Origin of the sequence: Massilia sp. DWR3-1-1 (genome assembly GCF_049898325.1) — a bacterium.
Lineage (GTDB): Bacteria > Pseudomonadota > Gammaproteobacteria > Burkholderiales > Burkholderiaceae_D > JAFCUW01.
The window spans coordinates 23,981-42,562 of sequence record NZ_JAFCXL010000008.1; the positions used below are offsets into that span (position 1 = coordinate 23,981).

The following is an 18,582-nucleotide window of genomic DNA, read 5'->3' on the forward strand; positions in this document are numbered from 1 at the left end:
TTTTTTGGCACAAACGCCCGCTTTTACCTGGCGGTCGCCAGTTTCCAGTGGCGGTACAGCTTGAGCGCCACGTGCGCATCGTCGGCGGCATACAGGATCTGCTTTTCCGACAGGCGCGTCATGGCCCAGTTGGTGGTGGTGATTTTTTTCGATTTTTGCAGCGCCTGGCCAAAAAACCGCGCCACCGCCGTCTTTGCGCCCAGGCTGTTGCGTTCGCTCTTCGCTTTCATGGCCGTGGCCAGGTCAAGCACGTGGACGGTGTCGATGCCCAGCTTCGAGCGCAGGCGCTTGACGTCATCGGCCAGGCCAAAGCCGACTTTGAGGATGGCAGGCGAGGCCAGCACCACTTGCAGCACATGGGCGATGGCATCGGTGGGCGGCTGGGCGCCGATCTGAAACAGCCAGGCGGTGCTGTCGGTGGCCAGTTGCACCAGGTGGGGCCCGGTCGACACTTCGCCCTTGAGGAAGGTGGGCTTCGATTCGGTGTCGAAGCCCACCACGTCCATCGCCTGCAGGGCGGCCAGCGCGGCGGCGGCGTCCTGATCGGTCCGGACCATGCGCACGTCGGCGATCGCGATGCCCTGGTACGGGGGCAACACGAGCTCGACGGCGCTTACCGTGGTCTGCATGGGCACGCCGGGTCGCAATCGGGCATCCGGCAGGGATCGACGGGGCCGATCAAGAGCGCGAAAACTTCGATGCAAGCATCTGCAATTTTTCCTGGCGCAGGCGATCGGCCTCGAGTGCCTTGGCGGCATCGACTTCCGCTTTCTTGCGGTCGGCTTCTTTTTTGAAGCGCAGTTGCAAGGTTTCCTTGGCGTGCAGGCGGTGGGTGTCGGTCACGGCGGCGCCGGCGGTGCCGTCGAGGTCGTAACGGACGGTGGCTTTTTCCATCGTGCGCAGGTAGCGCAGCGAGCCCGTGTGGATGCCCAGGGCGGCACGCATGGTCTTGCGGTCCAGTTCAGGCATCTTCGCCAGCAATTGCTTGTCGATGCCGATTGACAGCGGCAGGCATTTGCCGAAGGTGGGAAATTGCTGCTGCAATTGCTTGAGCAAGGTGCGGGCGCTGGGCGGCTGGCCGGCGGCCGGCTGCGCTGGCGCAGTCGACGAAGCGGCTTCGGCAGGCGCGACCGCGACATCGACATCGACGGCTACCGGGACCGCGTCGGCGAGCACCTCGGCCTCGGCCGATTCGGGCGCAGCGCTCTCTTGCGCGACAGGGGATACGGCAGGTACTGCGACGTCTGCTGCACGGGCAGCATCCGGAGTGTCGCCAGGGGTCTCGACGACAGGGCTAGTTGTATTCATTGACTTCATAGTAAGAGCTGGAAACGAGAGGATACCATGTGGACTTTGCCACGTGCGCTGGCAAATCGAATCGTGTTGTTTTGGCATGCCGGACAGCGCTGCAACTTGTGACGCGCCGAGCGCGACAAGGCGAAATCGTGTATGATCCGCCCCTTGCTCTACGCGCGGCTTGCGTTGGCGCAAACGATCCGGGAAGGATAGTTGCTAGGAAGTATGCGATATTGTTATATCGGTCATTCGGTCTTTCAATTATACGACGCTTGCCCTCTGGGGCATAATTTGCTTGTCTCCTCTATTCTCCTTGGAAAATAGATTCAAGCCCGGTTTTATGATCGGGCTTTTTTTCTTTTCTGCTTCAACATTGCATCTGCGCCAATTGATCATACCACCCGCACTGCGTTTTTCCCGCCGCTCCAGGTTTGCGATGGCGATCGTCGCGCTTGTTGTTTGGCATGTAGACCCCATGTAGGGACTATCCCCCGAATACCCCCGCCATCGGGCTCCCGCACAGGGCCTGGGTGGTTTTTTGACTTCGCTGGCCCGTAGCGCCCGCGACTGGAGAGACTATGACCAAAAGCACCGCCAAGACACTGACTTTGACCGCCACGAAGGCAGCACCGCGTAAAGCCGCGCCGCTGGCGGTGCCGAAGACGGCCACCTCCTATTTTATCGAAGGTGACGACAGCGCGCCCAAGGTCACCGTCGTCAAGACGCGTTCACGCCTGGCCGCCGTCAGCGCCGCGGCGCAAGCCCACGTGGAGCGGGTCGAGACAGTCACGGCAGTAGCGGCGGTCGATGCGGCTGCGAGCGCGGTCGATGCCAACGGCGAGGTGGTCGTTGCCGCCCCGGTGGCGGCCACCACGGTGGTGCGCAAGCGGGTGTCGAAACTGGCCTCGCTCAAGCCGGCCGAGCCTGAAGCGGTCGCGGCGGTGGCGCCCGCCGTCGCCGAGGCGCCCGAAGCGGTGGTCAAGGCGGTCAAGCCGCGCGTGGCCCGCAAGGTCGTCGAGGCCGAGCCGACCGTGATCCAGACTGCCGGCCAGTCCGTCAGCCAGGTCACCGACGCGGCCACCCTGGCGCAGATCGACACCTCCGGCTACCTGCTGCCGTCGATCAAGGTGCCAGGCCGCCGCGGCCGCAAGCCCAGCGAATTCACCCCGGAGAACGACGAAGTGGCGGCCCTCAACGCGGTCGAGCGAGCCGAACTGAAAGCGGTCTCGAAAGCGAAAGAGCGCAAGGCCAAGGGCGGCCTGTCGGGCGTGCTGGCGGGCGACTCGAAGACGTCCGAAGCGGACATGGAACGGCGCCGCAACCAGATCAAGAACCTGATCAACATGGGCAAGGAGCGGGGCTTCCTGACCCACGCCGAGATCAACGATCAACTGCCGGAAAACATCATCGATCCGGAAGCGATCGAGGGCATCATCGCCACCTTCAACGACATGGGCATCGCCGTCTACGAGCGCGCCCCTGACGCCGACATGATGCTGTTGACCGACAACGTGCCCACCGCCACCAGCGACGACGAAGTCGAAGCGGCCGCCGCCACCGCCCTGTCGACGGTCGATTCCGACTTCGGCCGCACCACCGACCCGGTCCGCATGTACATGCGCGAAATGGGCGCGGTGGCGCTGCTCACGCGCGAAGGCGAGATCGAAATCGCCAAGCGGATCGAAGGGGGCCTGAAAGACATGGTGCAAGCCATTTCCGCCTGCCCCACCACGATCGCCGAGATCATCGCCCTGTCGCACAAGATCGAGCGCGACGAAATCAAGGTCGATGAAGTGGTCGACGGTTTCGTCGACCTCAACGAATCGTCGACGCCGGCGCCGGCCGCGCCGCACAAGTCGGCCGCCGCCGCCGCCAGCGAAGACGACGACGAAGAAGAAGAGGAAGAAGTCGATGAAGACGGCGACGCCAATGGCGGCGCGGCCGGCTTCTCGGCCGAGCAGTTGCTGCAACTCAAGCGCGGCGCCCTCGACAAATTCCTCGTCATCGAAGCGCAGTTCGAAAAGATGGCCAAGGCCTTCGAGAAGGAAGGCTACGGCTCGAAAGCCTACGTGAAGGCGCAGGAAGTCATTTCCAATGAGCTGCTGGGCATCCGCTTCACGGCGAAAGTGGTGGAAAAGCTGTGCGACACCCTGCGCGGCCAGATGGACGAAGTGCGCCACATCGAAAAAGCGGTGCTGGAGATCTGCGTGTCGCGCTGCGGCATGCCGCGCGCCCACTTCATCAAGGTGTTCCCCGGTAACGAGACCAACCTGGCCTGGGTCGAGGCGGAAGTGTCGGCCGGCTATCCCTACAGCGCCGTGCTGGGCCGTAACGTGCCCGCCATCCAGGAACACCAGAAGCGCATGATCGCCCTGCAGGCGCGCGTTGCCCTGCCGCTGGCCGACCTGCGCAAGATCAACAAGCAGATGGCCGCCGGCGAAAAGCGTGCCCGTCACGCCAAGCGCGAAATGACGGTTGCCAACTTGCGCCTGGTGATTTCCATCGCCAAGAAATACATCAACCGGGGCCTGCAGTTCCTTGACCTGATCCAGGAAGGCAATATCGGCCTGCTCAAGGCGGTCGACAAGTTCGAGTATCGCCGCGGCTACAAATTCTCCACCTACGCCACCTGGTGGATTCGCCAGGCAATCACCCGCTCGATCGCCGACATGGCGCGCACCATCCGCGTGCCCGTGCACATGATCGAGACGATCAACAAGATGAACCGCATCTCGCGCCAGATCATGCAGGAAACGGGCAGCGAGCCGGACCTGGCCACCCTGGCGCTGAAGATGGAAATGCCGGAAAACAAAGTCCGCGAGATCATGAAGATCGCCAAGGAACCGATTTCCATGGAAACGCCGATGGGCGAAGACGGCGATTCGCAGCTGGGCGACTTCATCGAGGACAATGCGACCCTGGCGCCGCTCGACGCCGCGCTGCACGCCTCGATGCGCAACGTCATCAAGGAAGTGCTCGATTCGCTCACGCCGCGCGAGGCGAAAGTGCTGCGCATGCGCTACGGCGTCGAGATGTCGAACGACCACACGCTCGAAGAAGTCGGCAAGCAGTTCGACGTCACCCGCGAGCGTATTCGCCAGATCGAAGCGAAGGCCATGAGCAAGTTGCGCCAGCCATCCCGTTCGGACAAGCTGAAGAGTTTTTTGCATAACGGCTAAGACTGACCTGACGCCTTGAAGCCAGCCGCGCACTTCCTGTGAAGTGCGCGGCTTTTTTTCGTGGCGTGGTTTTGCTGGCGCCGGGCGGCCTTGACTTCGGCAGCAGCCTCAACGACGATGGACGCCTGATGATCAGATCGTCAATATTGTCCCACCTTGCCCAGGAGAACTCATGACCACCCGTCGCACCGTGCTCGCCACCGCTTTGTCCCTCGCCATCGTCAGCCTGTTCGGCGGCCTGCCGGCTTTGGCTGCCGACCTCGTTGCCAGTACCGGCGCCGGCGCCGGCCGCATCAGCGTGACCGTCGAGGGCAGTGGCAGCGACGTGATCCTGGTCCCCGGCCTGAATTCCTCGCCGCGGGTGTGGCGCGAGATGATCAAGGCGCTGCCGGGCCACCGCTACCACCTGGTGCAGGTGAACGGCTTTGCCGGCGCCGCGCCGGGCGCCAACGTGGAGGGCGCGGTGGCCGCGCCCGTGGCCGACGAGATCGCCCGCTACATCGACGCCAGGCAGCTTGACCGGCCCGCCCTGATCGGCCACTCGATGGGCGGCACCATCGGCCTGATGCTGGCCAGTCGCCATCCGCGCAGCGTGGGCCGGCTGATGGTGGTCGACATGGTGCCCTTCCTGGGCGCGCTGTTCGGCCCGCCGGGCAGCACCGCCGCCAGCATCACCCCGACCGCCGACGGCATCCTGGCGGCGATGCGCGCGGCCGACCCGGAAGCGCGCCGCGCGCGCGCCATCGGCACCCTCAATGGCATGGTCAATACGGAAGCGATGCGCGCCGGCGCCATCGACGATTCGCTCACGAGCACGGCGGACGTGTCGGCGCGCGCCTACCATGAACTGGTGGTGACGGATCTGCGCGGCGAACTGGCCAGCATCGCGGCGCCCGTCACGGTGCTGTACGTCACGCCGAAGGGCGGCATGACGCCGGAGCAGGCCGATGCCGTCTACCGGGCGGCCTATGCGGGCGTCAAGGTGCTGCGCTTGCAGCGGATCGACGACAGCGCCCACTTCATCATGTGGGATCAGCCGGCACTGTTTCAGGCGCAGGTGCGGCAGTTTCTCAAATAGGCGGCGCAGGCAAAAAAAACCGCGCCGTCTTGCGAGGGCGCGGTTTCTATCACTGCAGTGCCGGCTTAATTGGCCAGCAAAATCTGCGTGATGATGCCGGTGGCGATGGCGGCGAGCACGTAGTCATCGCCCGCCTGCACCCAGTGCTGGCCACGTGGCGGCGCACTCAGGCGGCGCGCGCGCCAGTCGTTGACGACGTAGCGGTTGTTGCGGTATTCCTGGTTCAGGCGCTGGCCGCGGCGCAGATCGTGGCGGGGGCCGCCGCCGCGGTGATCGTCACGGCGGAAGTTTTTGGCGTCGTACATGCGACGGTTGTTATTGTTGTTATCGCCGCGCGGACCGTCGTTGCGGCCCTGGTTCTGCTGCTGGCCGTGGTTGCCGCGATCGCCATGGTCGTTGCGGTCGTTGCGGTCGTTGTCGCGCTGGGCCATCGCGCTGCCGCTGGCGGCCATGCTCAAAGCGATCAGGGCTGATGCGATTAATGTGCGTTTCATGATTATTCTCCTGGGTTGAATCGGTGGAACTGCGCTGACGGAACCATTACACCGCGAATCGCGCTGCACAGGTGATCCATTCTGGTAAGGAACGCTACAAAACGTTTCAGCGCGTATTTACGTTGCGGCCGAATAGTGTTTGCTGTGTCGATGGGAGCAGTATCTACAAATTTGCCGGGCGCGTCGGTGCGCTGGCGCGCACAGGCGGCCGATTCAGCCCGCCGACACGTCCGGTGATGGCACGGCCGGCGCCGTGGCGGCGCGGCGCGTATGCTTGGCGCGGTACATGGCGATGTCGGCGTGTTCGAGCAGCTGCGCGGCGGTGACGCCGTTGAACGGATACAGGGCGTGGCCGATGCTGGGGCTGATCTGCAGCGCCTGGCCAGCGGCGCTGATCGGGCGCTCGAAGCGCTGCCCGATCTTGGCGGCGATCAGTGCGGCGTCGGTGGGGTTGTCGACCCCTTCGAGCAGCACCACGAATTCGTCGCCGCCGATGCGGCCGACCGTGTCGACGTCGCGCACCGCCTGCTGCACGCGGCGCGCCACTTCGCACAGCAGGGCGTCGCCGGCGGCATGGCCGTGGCGGTCGTTGACCTGCTTGAAGCCATCGAGGTCCAGGTACAGCAGGGCGAAGCCGCCGCCGCTGCGCACCGCGCGCGCCAGGGCGGCGTCGAGGCGGTCGAGAAACAGCTGGCGGTTGGGCAGGCCGGTCAGCGCATCGTGGCGCGCCATGTGCTGCAACTGCTCCTGCATGCGCACCCGTTCGATGGCGGTGCCGACCTGGTCGGCGACGAAATGGAGCAGTTCGAGCGCATTCTGGCCGAACTGGCGCGGCCCTGGCAGGCTGGTGACGATGATGGCGCCGATGGTGCCTTCCTTGCGCGAGACCAGCGGCACGCCCAGCCAGCACGGCGACGCGCGGCGCGCATCGGCGTGCAGGGCCGGCGGCAGGCTCGCCAGCGACTCGGGCGTGAGCAGCAGCGCGCGCCCTTCCTTGATGACGTGGCCGCACAAGGTATCGGCGGCGGCCATGCTCGAGGCACCGGTGGCGCCGTGTTCATCGACATGGTAGGGCATCAGGATCAGGTCGTCCTTGCCGTTGTAGAGCGCAATGGCAAAGCCGGGCGCCGGCAGCAGTTTGTCGACGATGTGGTGCAGCAGCGGGAACAGGTGCGGCAGGCTGCTGGCCGCGTTGGCCGCCTCCGAGATCGCATACATCGCCGCCCGCAGCGCGTCGGCCCGCTTGCGCTCGGTCACGTCGCGCGCCACCGCCACCCGCAACTGGTCGGCCTCGGACCAGCGCGCCGACCACATGATGTCGACGTAGTGGCCGGCCTTGTGCACGTAGCGGTTTTCAAAGTGGGGGCTGGCCGGGCCGCCCGCATCGGCGCCACCGACCACCTCGTCGACCCGCGCCAGGGTGCGCGCGTGGTCCTCGGGTGCGACCAGGTCGATCATGCGCCGGCCGATCAGCTCCTGCGGCGTGTAGCCGAGGATGCGCTCGACCGCCGCGCTGACGAACACGAAACGCCCGTGCGCATCGACCGCGCAGACGGCGTCGAGCAGCAGGTCGAAGAAAGCTTCGTAAGGGGGGAGGGCTGGCGGCTTCATGCAGGGTGAGTGTAGCCTGTTTAGCTCGCGGTGCAATATCCCTGTGGAAATTACGTGACAGTTAGTTAAATGACAACGATTTGGCACAGGCGCCGCCAGCCGGGCAAACGGGCGTGCGCCGCGCCCGTTTGCCGCTGCCTTAGCCGGTGTTGCGCAGGCCCGCCGCGACGCCGTTGATCGACAGGTGGATGCCCCGGTGTACCCGGTTATCCATCTCCAGCGGGCCGGCCGCCAGCGCGCGGTGCCGCTCGATCAGTTCGACTTGCAGGTGATTGAGCGGATCGAGGTAGGCGAAGCGGTTCTGGATCGAGCGCGCCAGCAGGGGATTGCCGGCCAGGCGGTCGCCGGCGCCGGTAATGCTCTCGAAGCAGGCCAGGGTGGCGCCGTGTTCGGCGGCGATGCGGTCGAAAATGCGCTCGCGCAGGGCCACGTCGGGCACCAGTTCGGCGTAGCGCGAGGCGATCGGCAGGTCGGTCTTGGCCAGCACCATGTCCATGTTCGACAGCAGGGTGGCAAAGAACGGCCAGTGCCGGTACATGGCGCGCAGGGTGGCGAGGCGCTGTTCGCGTTCGCCGTCGTCGATCCAGGCCTGGACGGCCGAACCGAAACCGTACCAGCCGGGCAGCAGCAGGCGGCACTGGCCCCACGAAAAGCCCCACGGAATGGCGCGCAGGTCTTCGATGCGGCGGGTCGATTTGCGCGAGGCGGGGCGCGAACCGAGATTGAGCTCGGCGATCTCGGCGATCGGCGTGGCGGCAAAGAAATAGTCGGTAAAGCCGGGGGTCTCGTAGACCAGGTTGCGGTAGGCGTGGTAGGCCCGTTCGGACAATTCGGCCATCACCTGCTCGAAGCCGGCCAGGTCGGCGCTGACGGCCGCGTTGTCGTCGCCCTGTCCCAGGCTCGCTTCGAGCGTCGCCGCCACCAGCAGTTCGAGGTTGCGGCGGCCGATTTCCGCGTTCGAAAACTTGGAGGCGATGATCTCGCCCTGTTCGGTCAGGCGGATCTGGCCATTGACGGTGCCGGGCGGCTGCGCCAGGATGGCTTCATAGCTGGGGCCGCCGCCGCGGCCGACGGTGCCGCCGCGGCCGTGGAACAGGCGCAGCTTGACCCGGGCGTCGCTAAATACCTTGACCAGGTCGATCTCGGCCTTGTACAGCTCCCAGTTGGATGTGAGGAAGCCGCCGTCCTTGTTGGAGTCGGAATAGCCCAGCATGACTTCCTGCAGCTGGCCCTGGCGGGCGATCAGCGGCGCCACCAGCGGCAGCGCCATACAGTCGCGCATGATGGCGGCGGCGCGCTGCAGGTCGGGAATGGTCTCGAACAGGGGGATCACCATCGCATCGAGTTCGCCGCTGGCCAGGCGCAGCATGCCCGTTTCCTTCTGGAGCAGCAGCACTTCGAGCAGGTCCGACACCGTTTCGGTGTGCGAAATGATGTAGTTGCGGATGGCCCGCGCACCGTAGCGCTGGCGGATCTGCTTGGCCGCGCGCAGGATCGCCAGCTCGCTTTCGGTTTCATCGGAATAGCTCGCCCACGGCGACACCAGCAGGCGCGCCTGCGCCAGCTCTTGCAGCAGCAGGGCCACCTTGGCCGCCTCGGGCAGGGCGGCGTAGTCGCTTTCGGCGCCGGCCGCGGCGAACAGCTCGGCCAGCACGCGTTCGTGGACGTCCGAGGTCTGGCGCATGTCGAGCGAGGCCAGGTGAAAGCCGAAGATGGCGGCGGCGCGCTGCAGGTGCGCCAGGCGCGGGTGCACCAGGCTGGCGCCATGGTTGGCCGCCAGCGAATCGGCCAGCACTTTGAGGTCGGCGGCGAAGGCGCCGGCGTCGTCATACGGCTCGGCATGGCCGACTTCCTTGCGCAGGATGTTGGTGGCGCCCAGCCGGCGCGCGGTGCTGGCCAGCTTGGCGTAGATGTTGATCAGGGCGCGCCGGTAGGGCTCGTCGCTGCGGTGCGGCGACAGGTCGGGCGAGGCGTCGGCCAACGCCTGCAGGGGGGCGCTCACGCTCACCATCAGGGTCGACACCGACAGCTCGGCGCCCAGCGCATGGACTTCGTCGAGGTAGAAATCGAGGATGGTGGTGGCATGCTTGGTCAGCGCCTCTTGCATGGTGGCGGCGTTGACGTTCGGATTGCCGTCGCGGTCGCCGCCGATCCAGCTGCCCATCTGGATGAACGAGGCGTCGACGGCGGCGCCGTCGCTGCCGTAATGGGCGCTCAGTTCGTCGGCAATGTCGTCGTACAGGCCCGGCAGCTCGCGCAGGAAGGTGATGCGGTAGTAGGACAGGGCATTGTCGATTTCGTCGGCCACCGTCAGCTTCGAGTAGCGCAGCATGCGGGTCTGCCACAGCGTGGTGATGCGCGACTGCAGCAGCGCCAGGTTGGCCTTCGCTTGTTTCGGCGTGAGCGGCTGGTCGCGCTCTGCCAGCAGGCGGGCGATGGCGTGCTCGGCGTCGAGAATGCTCTTGCGCTGCACTTCGGTGGGGTGGGCCGTGAGCACCGGCGCGATCAGCGCCTGCTCGAAAAATCCCTGGACCGTCGCGGCCGTGACGCCGGCCGCCTTGAGTTTGCCCAGCGCGAAACCGACGCTGCCGGCCTGCGGCGGCGAGCCGGCCAGTTGGTGCGCGCGGCGGCGGCGGATGTGGTGCTGGTCTTCGGCGATATTGGCCAGGTGCGAGAAATACGAGAACGCCCGCACCACCGAGATGGTCTGCTCGCGCGTGAGCTTTTTGAGCAGGGTGCGCAGTTCGACGTCGGCGTTGGCGTCGTCCTCGCGCCGAAAGCGCACGGCGGTCTGGCGGATCGTCTCGACGACATCGAACACTTGTTCGCCTTCCTGCTCGCGCAGCACGTCGCCGAGCAGGCGGCCGAGCAGGCGAATGTCTTCCTTGAGCGGAGCGTCCTTGTCAGCCGGGACGGCAAGGTCGGGGGCGGGTGCAGCAGCAGCGGGATTGGTCATGTCTACCAGTGAGAAAAAGGTGGGCGCAGGGGCTTCTGGCCGGAATCTGCAAAGGGCGCATGATAAAATTTGTAATCTTATACATCGCTCGATTTCTGGTTTGTGCCGGGGTCGGCAAACGACAGCGAAAGAATCCGTTTTGAACGCCACCGAAATGACCGCACAAAGCTTGCCCTCCGCGCCGGCGAGCTTGATTATCGCCTCGCGTGAGAGCCGTCTCGCCATGTGGCAGGCCGAACATGTTCGCGCTCAATTAACTTTATTATATCCAAACTGCTGCATCAGTATTCTCGGCATGACCACCCGCGGTGACCAGATCCTCGACCGCGCCCTGTCCAAGGTGGGCGGCAAGGGCCTGTTCGTCAAGGAGCTCGAGGTGGCCATGGCCGAGCGGCGCGCCGACCTGGCCGTGCACTCGCTCAAGGATGTGCCGATGGATCTGCCCGATGGCTTCGAACTGGCCGCCGTGCTCGAACGCGAAGATCCGCGCGACGCCTTCGTCTCGAACGACTACGCCGGCCTCGACGCGCTGCCCGCCGGCGCCATCGTCGGCACCTCGAGCCTGCGCCGCCAGGCGCTGATCGCGGCGCGCTATCCGGCGCTGGTCATCAAGCCGCTGCGCGGCAACCTCGACACCCGGCTGGGCAAGCTCGATCGGGGCGAATACGCCGCCATCATCCTCGCCGCCGCCGGCCTCAAGCGCCTCGGCCTGCCGCAGCGCATCCGTTCGCTGCTCGACCCTGAACACAGCCTGCCCGCCGCCGGCCAGGGCGCCATGGCCATCGAGATCCTGGCCGGGCGCGCCGACATCGATCTGCGCGCGCTGCTGGCGCCGCTCAATCACGGCGACACCTTCAACGCCGTCAGCGCCGAGCGCAAGGTGTCGAAGGTATTCGGCGGCAGTTGCCAGATTCCGCTGGCCGCCTTTGCCACCGTCGAGGCGGGCCGCATGCGCCTGCGCGCCATGGTCGGCACCCCGGACGGCGCGCGCGTCGCCCACGCCGACGCCAGCGGCCCGGCCGACGCCCCCGATGCGCTGGGCCAGCGCGTGGCCGACCTGCTGCAGGCGCAGGACGCGCACGGCATCCTGGCCGCCTGCGTGGCGCAGGCCGCCGCCGCCGACGCCACCGCCGCCGACGCCGTTGACGAAGCCGCCAAGGCAGCGGCCAGCGCGGCGCCACGCTGAGCGGGTGCCAGCGTGATTGAGCGCAGCGTCCCGGTGGTGATCACCCGCCCGCGCGCCCAGTGCGGCGCGCTGGCCGAGGCCGTGCGCGCGCTGGGCCGCGAAGCGGTGCTGCTGCCGCTGCTCGACATCGAGCCGCTGGCCGACCCGGCCGCCTTGCGCGCGGTGCTGGCGCGGCTGGACGAATACGCGCTGGTCGCCTTCGTCTCGCCCAACGCCATCGACGCCACCTTTGCCCAGTTATCCGCGTGGCCGCCGCAGGTGGCCATCGCGGTGCTGGGCGAGGGCAGCCGCCTGTGCCTGGCCGCCCATGGCGTGAGCGACGCCAACGCCACCATCTACAGCCCGCTCGACCCGGCGCGCAGCGACTCCGAGCACCTGATGGCGGCGCTCGACGTGAAGGCCCTGGCCGGGCGCGACGTGCTCATCGTGCGCGGCGAATCGGGCCGCGAACTGCTCGCCGAGGGCCTGCGCGGCGCCGGCGCCCGCGTCACCACGGTGGCCGCCTACCGGCGCCGGGTACCACCGTTGACGCCCGCGCTGGCCGCGCAGATCGCCAGCCTGATTGCGCGTCCGTGCGACTGGATCGTCACCAGTTCGGAGGCCCTGCGCGGCCTGTTCGCCCTGCTCGAGCAGATGGGTGGACCCGCTGCCGTTGTAAAAATGCAACAGCAGCGCCTGATCGTGCCGCACGCGCGCATCGCCGAAACCGCCGCCGCGCTGGGCGCGGGCCGGCTCACCCTGTCGGGATCAGGCGACGCCAGCCTGCTTGCCGCGTTACAATCACGAGCATGAACGAACTACCACCATTACCGGACACCACCAGTCCAACTTCCCCTGTGCCCGCGCGGGCCACCTTGGGCGACCTGCTGCAGCTGCCGCTGGTCAAAGTGACAATCGTGCTATTGCTGCTGCTGGCCGCGCTGGCCTGGTCGACCCACAGCCGCTTTGGCCGCCTTCGCGCCGAGACGGCCCGCAGCCTGCAAAAAGTCGAAGCGACCACCAACGAGACGGTGGCGCTGGCGCGCCAGGTGCAGGAGCAGAGCAAGGAGCTGCAAGTGAAGGTGGCGGCGCTCGAGAGTCGCCAGAGCGAGGCGCAAAGCCAGCAACTGGCGCTCGAACAGCTCTACCAGGACCTGTCGAAGAACCGCGACGAGTGGGCGCTCGCTGAAATCGAACAGGTGCTCTCGACCGCCAGCCAGCAGCTGCAGTTGGCCGGCAACGTGCAGGGCGCGCTGATCGCCCTGCAAAACGCCGACCGCTCGCTCTCGCGCAACGACAAGCCGCAGTTCATCACCATCCGCCGGGCCATCGCCCGCGACACCGACAAGCTCAAGGCGCTGCCCGGCATCGATGTGGCCGGCCTGGCCGTGCGCATCGATAACGTCATCACCCAGATCGACACCCTGCCCATGCTGTCGGATTCGAAGCCGGTAGCGCCGGCCGACCTGGCCCGGTCGGCGCCGCGCGCGCCGCGCGCCGCCGGCACGGCGGCGGGCGTCGCGCCCGAGCCCATCGGCGCCCGTATCGGCCAGCTGTGGACGCTGTGGACGGTGGAAATGTGGGATGAAATCCGCCAGTTGATCCGCGTGCGCCGGGTCGACACGCCGGAGGCGCTGATGCTGTCGCCGCGCGAAGCCTATTTCACCCGCGAGAACCTGAAACTGCGCCTGCTCAATGCCCGCCTGGCCCTATTGTCGCGCAACGAGGCGGCCTTTCGCAGCGACCTTGAAACGGTGCAGGACGCGCTGCTCAAGTATTTCGACACGCGCGCGCGCAGCACCCAGGCCGCGCAGTCGATGCTGAGACAGCTGCAGGGCAACAACCTGGCGATCGACATGCCGACCCTGGCCGACAGCCTGAACGCCGTGCGCACCTACAAAGCGAAGCCTTAAGCCATGCGTCTATTACTCTGGTTGGTCGCGCTGATGGCCCTGGCAATCGGCATCGCCGTCACGGCCCGCTTCAATCCCGGCAACGTGGTGCTGTTCTATCCGCCGCACCGGATCGACCTGTCGCTCAATTTCGTCATCGTCCTCGAAGTGCTGCTGTTCGCCCTCGTGTACGCGCTGCTGCGGGCGTTCAACGCCACCGTCGGCATGCCGGCGCGGGTTGCCGCCTACCGCCAGCGCAAGCGTGAGCGCTACAGCAACAAGGGCTTGCGCGAAGCCTTGAAGGCGCTGTTCGAAGGGCGCTTCGGGCATGCCGAGAAGGCTGCCGCGCGCGCCGCCGAGCTGCCCGAGAACGCCGGCCTGGCGGCGCTGATCGGCGCGCGCGCCGCCCACCGCATGCGCGAGCCGGCGCGCCGCGATAACTGGCTGGCCGCCGTGAGCGCGGACGCGTCGCTGAAAACGGCGCGCCTGATGACGCTCACCGAGCTGATGGTCGACGACCACCAGCCGGAAGCGGCGCTCGACGCCGTGGCCGAACTGAGCGCCAGCGGCATTCGCCACATCTACGCCCTGCAATGGTCGATGCGGGCCCACCAGCAAGCGAAGAACTGGCCGGAAGTGCTGCGCCTGGTGCGTTCGCTCGACAAGCACAAGGCGTTGCACCCGGCGCTGTCGGCGCGCCTGCGCGAATTGGCCTACGACGCCCTGCTGTGCGACGCCAGCCATGACGCCGAGTCGATCCTGCGGGTCTGGTCGGGCGTGCCCACTGCCGATCGCATCAAGCCCTACATCGCCGCGCGCGCCGCCAGCGCCCTCAGTGCCCGCGGCCTGCATGACGAAGCGCGCGCCACCGTCGAAGAAGCCCTGGCCGCCGCATGGGACGACCGGGTGGTGCGCGCCTACCGCGACGCGGCCGCCCCGGCCGGCACGCCGGCGCTGCTGGCGCAGATCGAAAAATGCGAGCAGTGGCTGGCGCAACGGCCGAACGACGCCGAACTGGCCTTGAGCCTGGGCGCGCTGTGCCTGAAGCAGAAACTGTGGGGCAAGGCCCAGCGCTACCTGGAGCAGGCCCTGTCCGACGCCAGCGCCCCCGCCATGGTGCGCGAGTGCCACCTGAAACTGGCGCAGCTGCACGAGGCGCTGGGCCAGCACGAGCAGGCCGCTGCCCATTACCGCCAGTGCGCGCTGGCCAGCCTGCTGTGAGCGCCGCCTGAGCCCCTGCCGCCTTCCGCTATAATCACGCCGTAAAATCTTTCGCAAACCAAGGATAATCCATGAGTCTCAATAAAGTATCTTCCGGCAAAGACGTGCCGAACGACTTCAACGTCATCATCGAAATCCCGATGAATGCCGATCCGATCAAGTACGAAGTGGACAAGGAATCGGGCGCGATTTTCGTCGACCGTTTCATGAGCACGGCGATGCACTATCCGTGCAACTACGGCTATGTGCCGAACACCCTGTCCGACGACGGCGACCCGTGCGACGTGCTGGTGATCACGCCTTTCCCCCTGTTCCCCGGCGTGGTGGTGCGTTGCCGCGCCATCGGCGTGCTGAAGATGACGGACGAAGCGGGCGGCGACGCCAAGGTGCTGGCCGTCCCGGTCGACAAGATCCTGCCGATCTACAGCCACTGGCAGAAGCCGGAAGACATCAACGACCTGCGCCTGCAGCAGATCCAGCACTTTTTCGAGCACTACAAGGATCTCGAAAAAGGCAAATGGGTCAAGATCGAGGGCTGGGAAGGTCCTGAAGCGGCCAAGGAAGAAATCATGAACGGCGTGGCCGCGTTCAACAAACTGCCAAAATAACGCTGGCGGTGGCACAGTAAAAGCCGGGCTCGCACCCGGCTTTTTTGCGTCCGTACAGCGGCGCTACCAGCCGATGTCCTTCAACAGCGAATACGTCAGGTCGAGCGGGGTGTCGACCGCGTGGCGCAAGTCCGCGCTGATCGACGGCTCCATCAGCTGATTGCGCCTGGCGTCGGTGGAAAAGTGCGACACCGTCGAGCCGGGCGCGTACTCGGCCGGCGTGTACATGCGCATGCGCCCGGCGCTGTCGGCGCCGGCCAGCCGCGTGGAATCGACGCCCAGGCTGGCGAACACGCCCGAGTGGTCGGGGCCGCGCCCGGCCAGCGCCGCTTTCAGGGCCAGCCCCGACTGCTGCGACACCCGCACGGCGGGAATGACGATGGCGGGGTCGACGCCGCCCAGGTCGCTCACTTCGCCGGGCGCGTTGTCGGCCACCACCATGGCGATGGCGCCGGCCGCCTGCACATTGCGGGCCTTGTCGACGAAGGCGCACGTACCACGGTCGACCAGCGCCACCTTGCCCCGCACGGCGGCCTGGTTGGTGTCGTTCAGGGGGGCGCACGCCAGGCCCGTGCCGTCGGCGCCGTCCACCACCGGCATGAGCTCACCGACCACCGCCTGGCGCGACAGGGGCGGGCCGAAGCCGGCGTCGCCCACCGCCATCGGGCCGGCGGCGGCGCCCGCGCCGGGGCCGTCGATGCGCAGTTGCGAGACGGGCGAGAGCAGGCCCGGCACGGCGCTGGTGACGGCGGCGCCGTTCCACGACAGGCCGGCGCCGCTGACGGCCGAGGCGCTGCGCTCGGCGTCGCTCATTTGCGCCCAGGTCTTGCCACCCCGGTTGTCGATCAAATAGTAATCCCACACGGAGGGCAGTTCGTTGGCGCGGCGCCCGCTCTGGTCGTTGGTGAAGGTCTGGAAGCCCAGGCCGTGCGCCATTTCGTGCAGCAGCACGGTGACCAGGTCGATGCGCCCACCCGCCTGGCCGTCGATGCCCAGGTAAAAGCCGTCGTTGGGCATGCAGTCGTCGAACAGTCCCAGGCGTGAATTGAAGCGCGCCACGATGTGCGGGGCGTCGGCGGGGCTCTGGTCGATGCCGGCCAGTTTGCTCGCCAGCGCCGCCGGATACCAGGTTGCGGGCCGCGGCGCATTGGGGAAATCGGCATAGATGTCGTTGGCGCCGGCCGAGCCCAGCGTGGCCGTGGTGGCGGTGCAGGTGAGCGGCACGAACGAGGCGGCAACGCGGATCGGCACCGCGCTGTTCAAGGTGGCGCCCCAGAGCGAGGCCGCGTAATCGAAGGCGATCTGGCGCTGCTGGCCCAGGGTGGTGCCGCTGTTGCCGCCCACCGGGGCAGCCGGGGTGGGGTCATTGAAGCCGACGCCCGCTTCATTGCGGTTGATGATGGTGATGGTGGCGGCCTGGCCGAGGCTGGCCGCGGCCAGGCCCAGGCCCAGTCCCAGCACCAGCACCAGCGCCGGCAGGCCCTTAGCGCTGCGCATGGGACACCTGCGCGGGCGGGGCTTGCTCATGTCCTTCCATGCACGTCCCGGTGACGTGGCCGTCGGCGTCGCGCCGCACCACCAGGTGCACCAGGGCTGCTTCGCCCAGGTGCAGCTGGCGGCGGCCGTCGGCGCGGACGCTGAGCTGGCCGGCGGACGGTCGCAGCGACAGCGAGCCGCTGCCGAGGGCGCGCAGTTCGGCCGCGCTGGCCGCGCGCAGCTGGCCCGTTTGTGGGTCGCGCACGGCGACCATGGGGGGCGCCGCGCCGTCCGGTTCGCTGGTGCGGTCCTGCGCAGTGGCGCAGGCCGCCGTCAGCGCGGCCATGGCGGCAAGGGGCAATACGGATAGGCGTTTCATGGGCTTCCTTTCGGGTCGGGCGGGACACTACCCGACCGACCTTAGACGCCGCAAGAAACGCGATATTGATTTAGTTCAAGGCAGCAATTATTTGTGCCCCGGTGTGGCCGTGCCACGCAGCTTGCCGACGATGCCGCTGGGGAAAAAATAAATCGACAGCACAAACAGCACGCCCAGCCACAGCATCCAGCGGTCCGGGTGCAGCGCCTGGGCCAGGACGGGGATGCCGGCGAGGCTGGCGGCGCCGTCGGCCATCAGGGTTTTCAGGTAGTTTTGCGCCAGGATGAACAGGGTGGCGCCGATCACCGCGCCGTACAGGGTGCCCATGCCGCCGATGACGACGATGAGCAGGATGTCCGTCATCACCTCGAAGCCGAGCATGGTCTTCGGTCCCACGTAGCGCAGCCACAGGGCCATCAGGGCGCCGGCCAGCGCCGCCACCAGCGCCGCCAGCAGGTTGGCCCAGATGCGGTAGACCATGGTGCGGTAGCCCAGCGCCTCGGCGCGGAACGGGTTTTCGCGTATCGCCTGCAGGACCCGGCCGAACGGCGAATTGACCACCCTGAGCAGGAACAGGAACAGCAGCAGGCAACCGAAAAACACCAGGTAATAAGTGAGCAGCTTGCCGTCGATGGCGCGGCCGGCGATTTCGCCCTCGATCAGGCGGAAGCCCGGCGTGAGCAGTTCCGGCACGCTGAACGTGGTGCCGTCCTCGCCGCCCGTGAAGTCGGACAGTTGCGAGGCCAGCACGGCGAACGAGGACGCCACCGCCAGGGTGATCATGGCGTAGAAGATCGCCTGCACGCGCAGGGCGAACAGGCCCACCACCAGCGCCAGCGCGATGGTCAGCAGCAGCGCCAGCACCAGGCCCACCAGCGCGCCGCTCCAGCCGGCCCCCAGCTGCGCCAGGCCCAGGCCGACGCCGTAGGCGCCGATGCCATAGAACATGGTGTGGGCAAACGAGACGATCCCCGTGTAGCCCAGCAGCAGATCGTAGGAGGCCACCAGCACGATGTAGACGCAGATGGTGGCGGCCGCGTTGAGGGGGCGCGCGCCGCTGGTGAGGAAGGGGGCGAAGGCGAGCGCCAGCACGATGGCCGCCAGCGCCAGGGCCAGCAGGCGGCTGCGCGGCAGGTCGCCCGACAGCACGGTGGAAAGCAGCGAAGGTGTCATGGGAGCGGCAGGGATGGTGGCAGCGGCGAGGGAAGTCATGGGAGGGTCCGGTCA

At 67.0% G+C, this 18,582-nt stretch carries 15 protein-coding genes; 7 read left to right on the forward strand and 8 right to left on the reverse strand.

Annotation, left to right across the window (positions count from 1 at the left end):
• Nucleotides 1-23: 23 nt before the first annotated feature.
• On the reverse strand, nt 24-629 hold the full coding sequence (locus ACP7EY_RS10105) for a 3'-5' exonuclease (RefSeq protein WP_426193055.1): 606 nt from the start codon (nt 627-629) through the stop codon (nt 24-26).
• A 49-nt stretch (nt 630-678) separates the two neighbouring features.
• Complete coding sequence (locus tag ACP7EY_RS10110) at nt 679-1,176, reverse strand: ProQ/FINO family protein (RefSeq protein WP_426193417.1); 498 nt, start codon at nt 1,174-1,176, stop codon at nt 679-681.
• Between the two features lie 698 nt (nt 1,177-1,874).
• On the opposite strand from ACP7EY_RS10110, the gene rpoD reads away from it, so the two are divergent.
• Nucleotides 1,875-4,475 (forward strand): RNA polymerase sigma factor RpoD, encoded by a 2,601-nt coding sequence (gene rpoD, locus ACP7EY_RS10115; protein ID WP_426193057.1) that lies wholly within the window; start codon nt 1,875-1,877, stop codon nt 4,473-4,475.
• A 172-nt stretch (nt 4,476-4,647) separates the two neighbouring features.
• The gene (locus ACP7EY_RS10120) at nt 4,648-5,553 is read left to right on the forward strand and encodes an alpha/beta fold hydrolase (protein ID WP_426193059.1); all 906 of its coding nucleotides are present in this window, start codon (nt 4,648-4,650) and stop codon (nt 5,551-5,553) included.
• Nucleotides 5,554-5,618: 65 nt separating this feature from the next.
• On the opposite strand, the gene ACP7EY_RS10125 is transcribed toward ACP7EY_RS10120, so the two are convergent.
• From ACP7EY_RS10125 to ppc, 3 genes are all read right to left on the reverse strand, one after another.
• Entirely contained in the window at nt 5,619-6,047 is a 429-nt protein-coding gene (locus tag ACP7EY_RS10125; RefSeq protein WP_426193061.1) for an RcnB family protein, read from the reverse strand.
• A gap of 213 nt (nt 6,048-6,260) precedes the next feature.
• Nucleotides 6,261-7,658: a diguanylate cyclase domain-containing protein gene (locus ACP7EY_RS10130; protein ID WP_426193063.1), complete on the reverse strand. Its 1,398-nt coding sequence runs from the start codon at nt 7,656-7,658 to the stop codon at nt 6,261-6,263.
• A 139-nt stretch (nt 7,659-7,797) separates the two neighbouring features.
• Nucleotides 7,798-10,614, reverse strand: a complete 2,817-nt coding sequence (ppc, locus tag ACP7EY_RS10135) for a phosphoenolpyruvate carboxylase (protein ID WP_426193065.1) — start codon at nt 10,612-10,614, stop codon at nt 7,798-7,800.
• 154 nt (nt 10,615-10,768) lie between these two features.
• Between ppc and hemC the strand changes: the two genes are divergently transcribed.
• The 5 genes from hemC (at nt 10,769) to ppa (ending at nt 15,500) form a co-directional block, all read left to right on the forward strand.
• Nucleotides 10,769-11,800 carry a hydroxymethylbilane synthase gene (gene hemC / locus ACP7EY_RS10140; RefSeq protein WP_426193419.1) on the forward strand — a complete coding sequence of 344 codons (1,032 nt, stop codon included), beginning with the start codon at nt 10,769-10,771 and terminating at the stop codon, nt 11,798-11,800.
• Nucleotides 11,801-11,812: 12 nt separating this feature from the next.
• A complete protein-coding gene (locus tag ACP7EY_RS10145) occupies nt 11,813-12,592 on the forward strand; it encodes a uroporphyrinogen-III synthase (RefSeq protein WP_426193067.1) in 780 nt (259 codons plus the stop codon).
• Nucleotides 12,589-13,692 carry a uroporphyrinogen-III C-methyltransferase gene (locus tag ACP7EY_RS10150; protein WP_426193069.1) on the forward strand — a complete coding sequence of 368 codons (1,104 nt, stop codon included), beginning with the start codon at nt 12,589-12,591 and terminating at the stop codon, nt 13,690-13,692. The genes ACP7EY_RS10145 and ACP7EY_RS10150 overlap by 4 nt, the downstream gene beginning before the upstream one ends.
• Before the next feature lie 3 nt (nt 13,693-13,695).
• On the forward strand, nt 13,696-14,892 hold the full coding sequence (locus tag ACP7EY_RS10155; RefSeq protein WP_426193071.1) for a heme biosynthesis protein HemY: 1,197 nt from the start codon (nt 13,696-13,698) through the stop codon (nt 14,890-14,892).
• Nucleotides 14,893-14,963: 71 nt separating this feature from the next.
• The gene (ppa, locus tag ACP7EY_RS10160) at nt 14,964-15,500 is read left to right on the forward strand and encodes an inorganic diphosphatase (protein WP_426193073.1); all 537 of its coding nucleotides are present in this window, start codon (nt 14,964-14,966) and stop codon (nt 15,498-15,500) included.
• Nucleotides 15,501-15,563: 63 nt separating this feature from the next.
• Here ppa and ACP7EY_RS10165 read toward each other — a convergent pair whose 3' ends face one another.
• The 3 genes from ACP7EY_RS10165 to ACP7EY_RS10175 form a co-directional block, all read right to left on the reverse strand.
• On the reverse strand, nt 15,564-16,997 hold the full coding sequence (locus tag ACP7EY_RS10165) for a PA domain-containing protein (RefSeq protein ID WP_426193075.1): 1,434 nt from the start codon (nt 16,995-16,997) through the stop codon (nt 15,564-15,566).
• Entirely contained in the window at nt 16,984-17,355 is a 372-nt protein-coding gene (locus ACP7EY_RS10170) for a post-PEP-CTERM-1 domain-containing protein (RefSeq protein WP_426193077.1), read from the reverse strand. Before ACP7EY_RS10170 ends, ACP7EY_RS10165 begins: the two co-directional genes overlap by 14 nt.
• Nucleotides 17,356-17,442: 87 nt before the next feature.
• Nucleotides 17,443-18,528, reverse strand: a complete 1,086-nt coding sequence (locus ACP7EY_RS10175; protein WP_426193421.1) for a branched-chain amino acid ABC transporter permease — start codon at nt 18,526-18,528, stop codon at nt 17,443-17,445.
• Nucleotides 18,529-18,582: the final 54 nt, after the last annotated feature.

What these genes read in the sequence shown, in the direction of transcription:
- ACP7EY_RS10105 (WP_426193055.1), bottom strand. Translation starts at nt 629, where the DNA reads ATGCAGACCACGGTAAGCGCCGTCGAGCTCGTGTTGCCCCCGTACCAG.
- rpoD (WP_426193057.1), top strand. Translation starts at nt 1,875, where the DNA reads ATGACCAAAAGCACCGCCAAGACACTGACTTTGACCGCCACGAAGGCA.
- ACP7EY_RS10120 (WP_426193059.1), top strand. Translation starts at nt 4,648, where the DNA reads ATGACCACCCGTCGCACCGTGCTCGCCACCGCTTTGTCCCTCGCCATC.
- ACP7EY_RS10125 (WP_426193061.1), bottom strand. Translation starts at nt 6,047, where the DNA reads ATGAAACGCACATTAATCGCATCAGCCCTGATCGCTTTGAGCATGGCC.
- ACP7EY_RS10130 (WP_426193063.1), bottom strand. Translation starts at nt 7,658, where the DNA reads ATGAAGCCGCCAGCCCTCCCCCCTTACGAAGCTTTCTTCGACCTGCTG.
- ppc (WP_426193065.1), bottom strand. Translation starts at nt 10,614, where the DNA reads ATGACCAATCCCGCTGCTGCTGCACCCGCCCCCGACCTTGCCGTCCCG.
- hemC (WP_426193419.1), top strand. Translation starts at nt 10,769, where the DNA reads ATGACCGCACAAAGCTTGCCCTCCGCGCCGGCGAGCTTGATTATCGCC.
- ACP7EY_RS10150 (WP_426193069.1), top strand. Translation starts at nt 12,589, where the DNA reads ATGAACGAACTACCACCATTACCGGACACCACCAGTCCAACTTCCCCT.
- ACP7EY_RS10155 (WP_426193071.1), top strand. Translation starts at nt 13,696, where the DNA reads ATGCGTCTATTACTCTGGTTGGTCGCGCTGATGGCCCTGGCAATCGGC.
- ppa (WP_426193073.1), top strand. Translation starts at nt 14,964, where the DNA reads ATGAGTCTCAATAAAGTATCTTCCGGCAAAGACGTGCCGAACGACTTC.
- ACP7EY_RS10165 (WP_426193075.1), bottom strand. Translation starts at nt 16,997, where the DNA reads ATGCGCAGCGCTAAGGGCCTGCCGGCGCTGGTGCTGGTGCTGGGACTG.
- ACP7EY_RS10170 (WP_426193077.1), bottom strand. Translation starts at nt 17,355, where the DNA reads ATGAAACGCCTATCCGTATTGCCCCTTGCCGCCATGGCCGCGCTGACG.
- ACP7EY_RS10175 (WP_426193421.1), bottom strand. Translation starts at nt 18,528, where the DNA reads ATGACACCTTCGCTGCTTTCCACCGTGCTGTCGGGCGACCTGCCGCGC.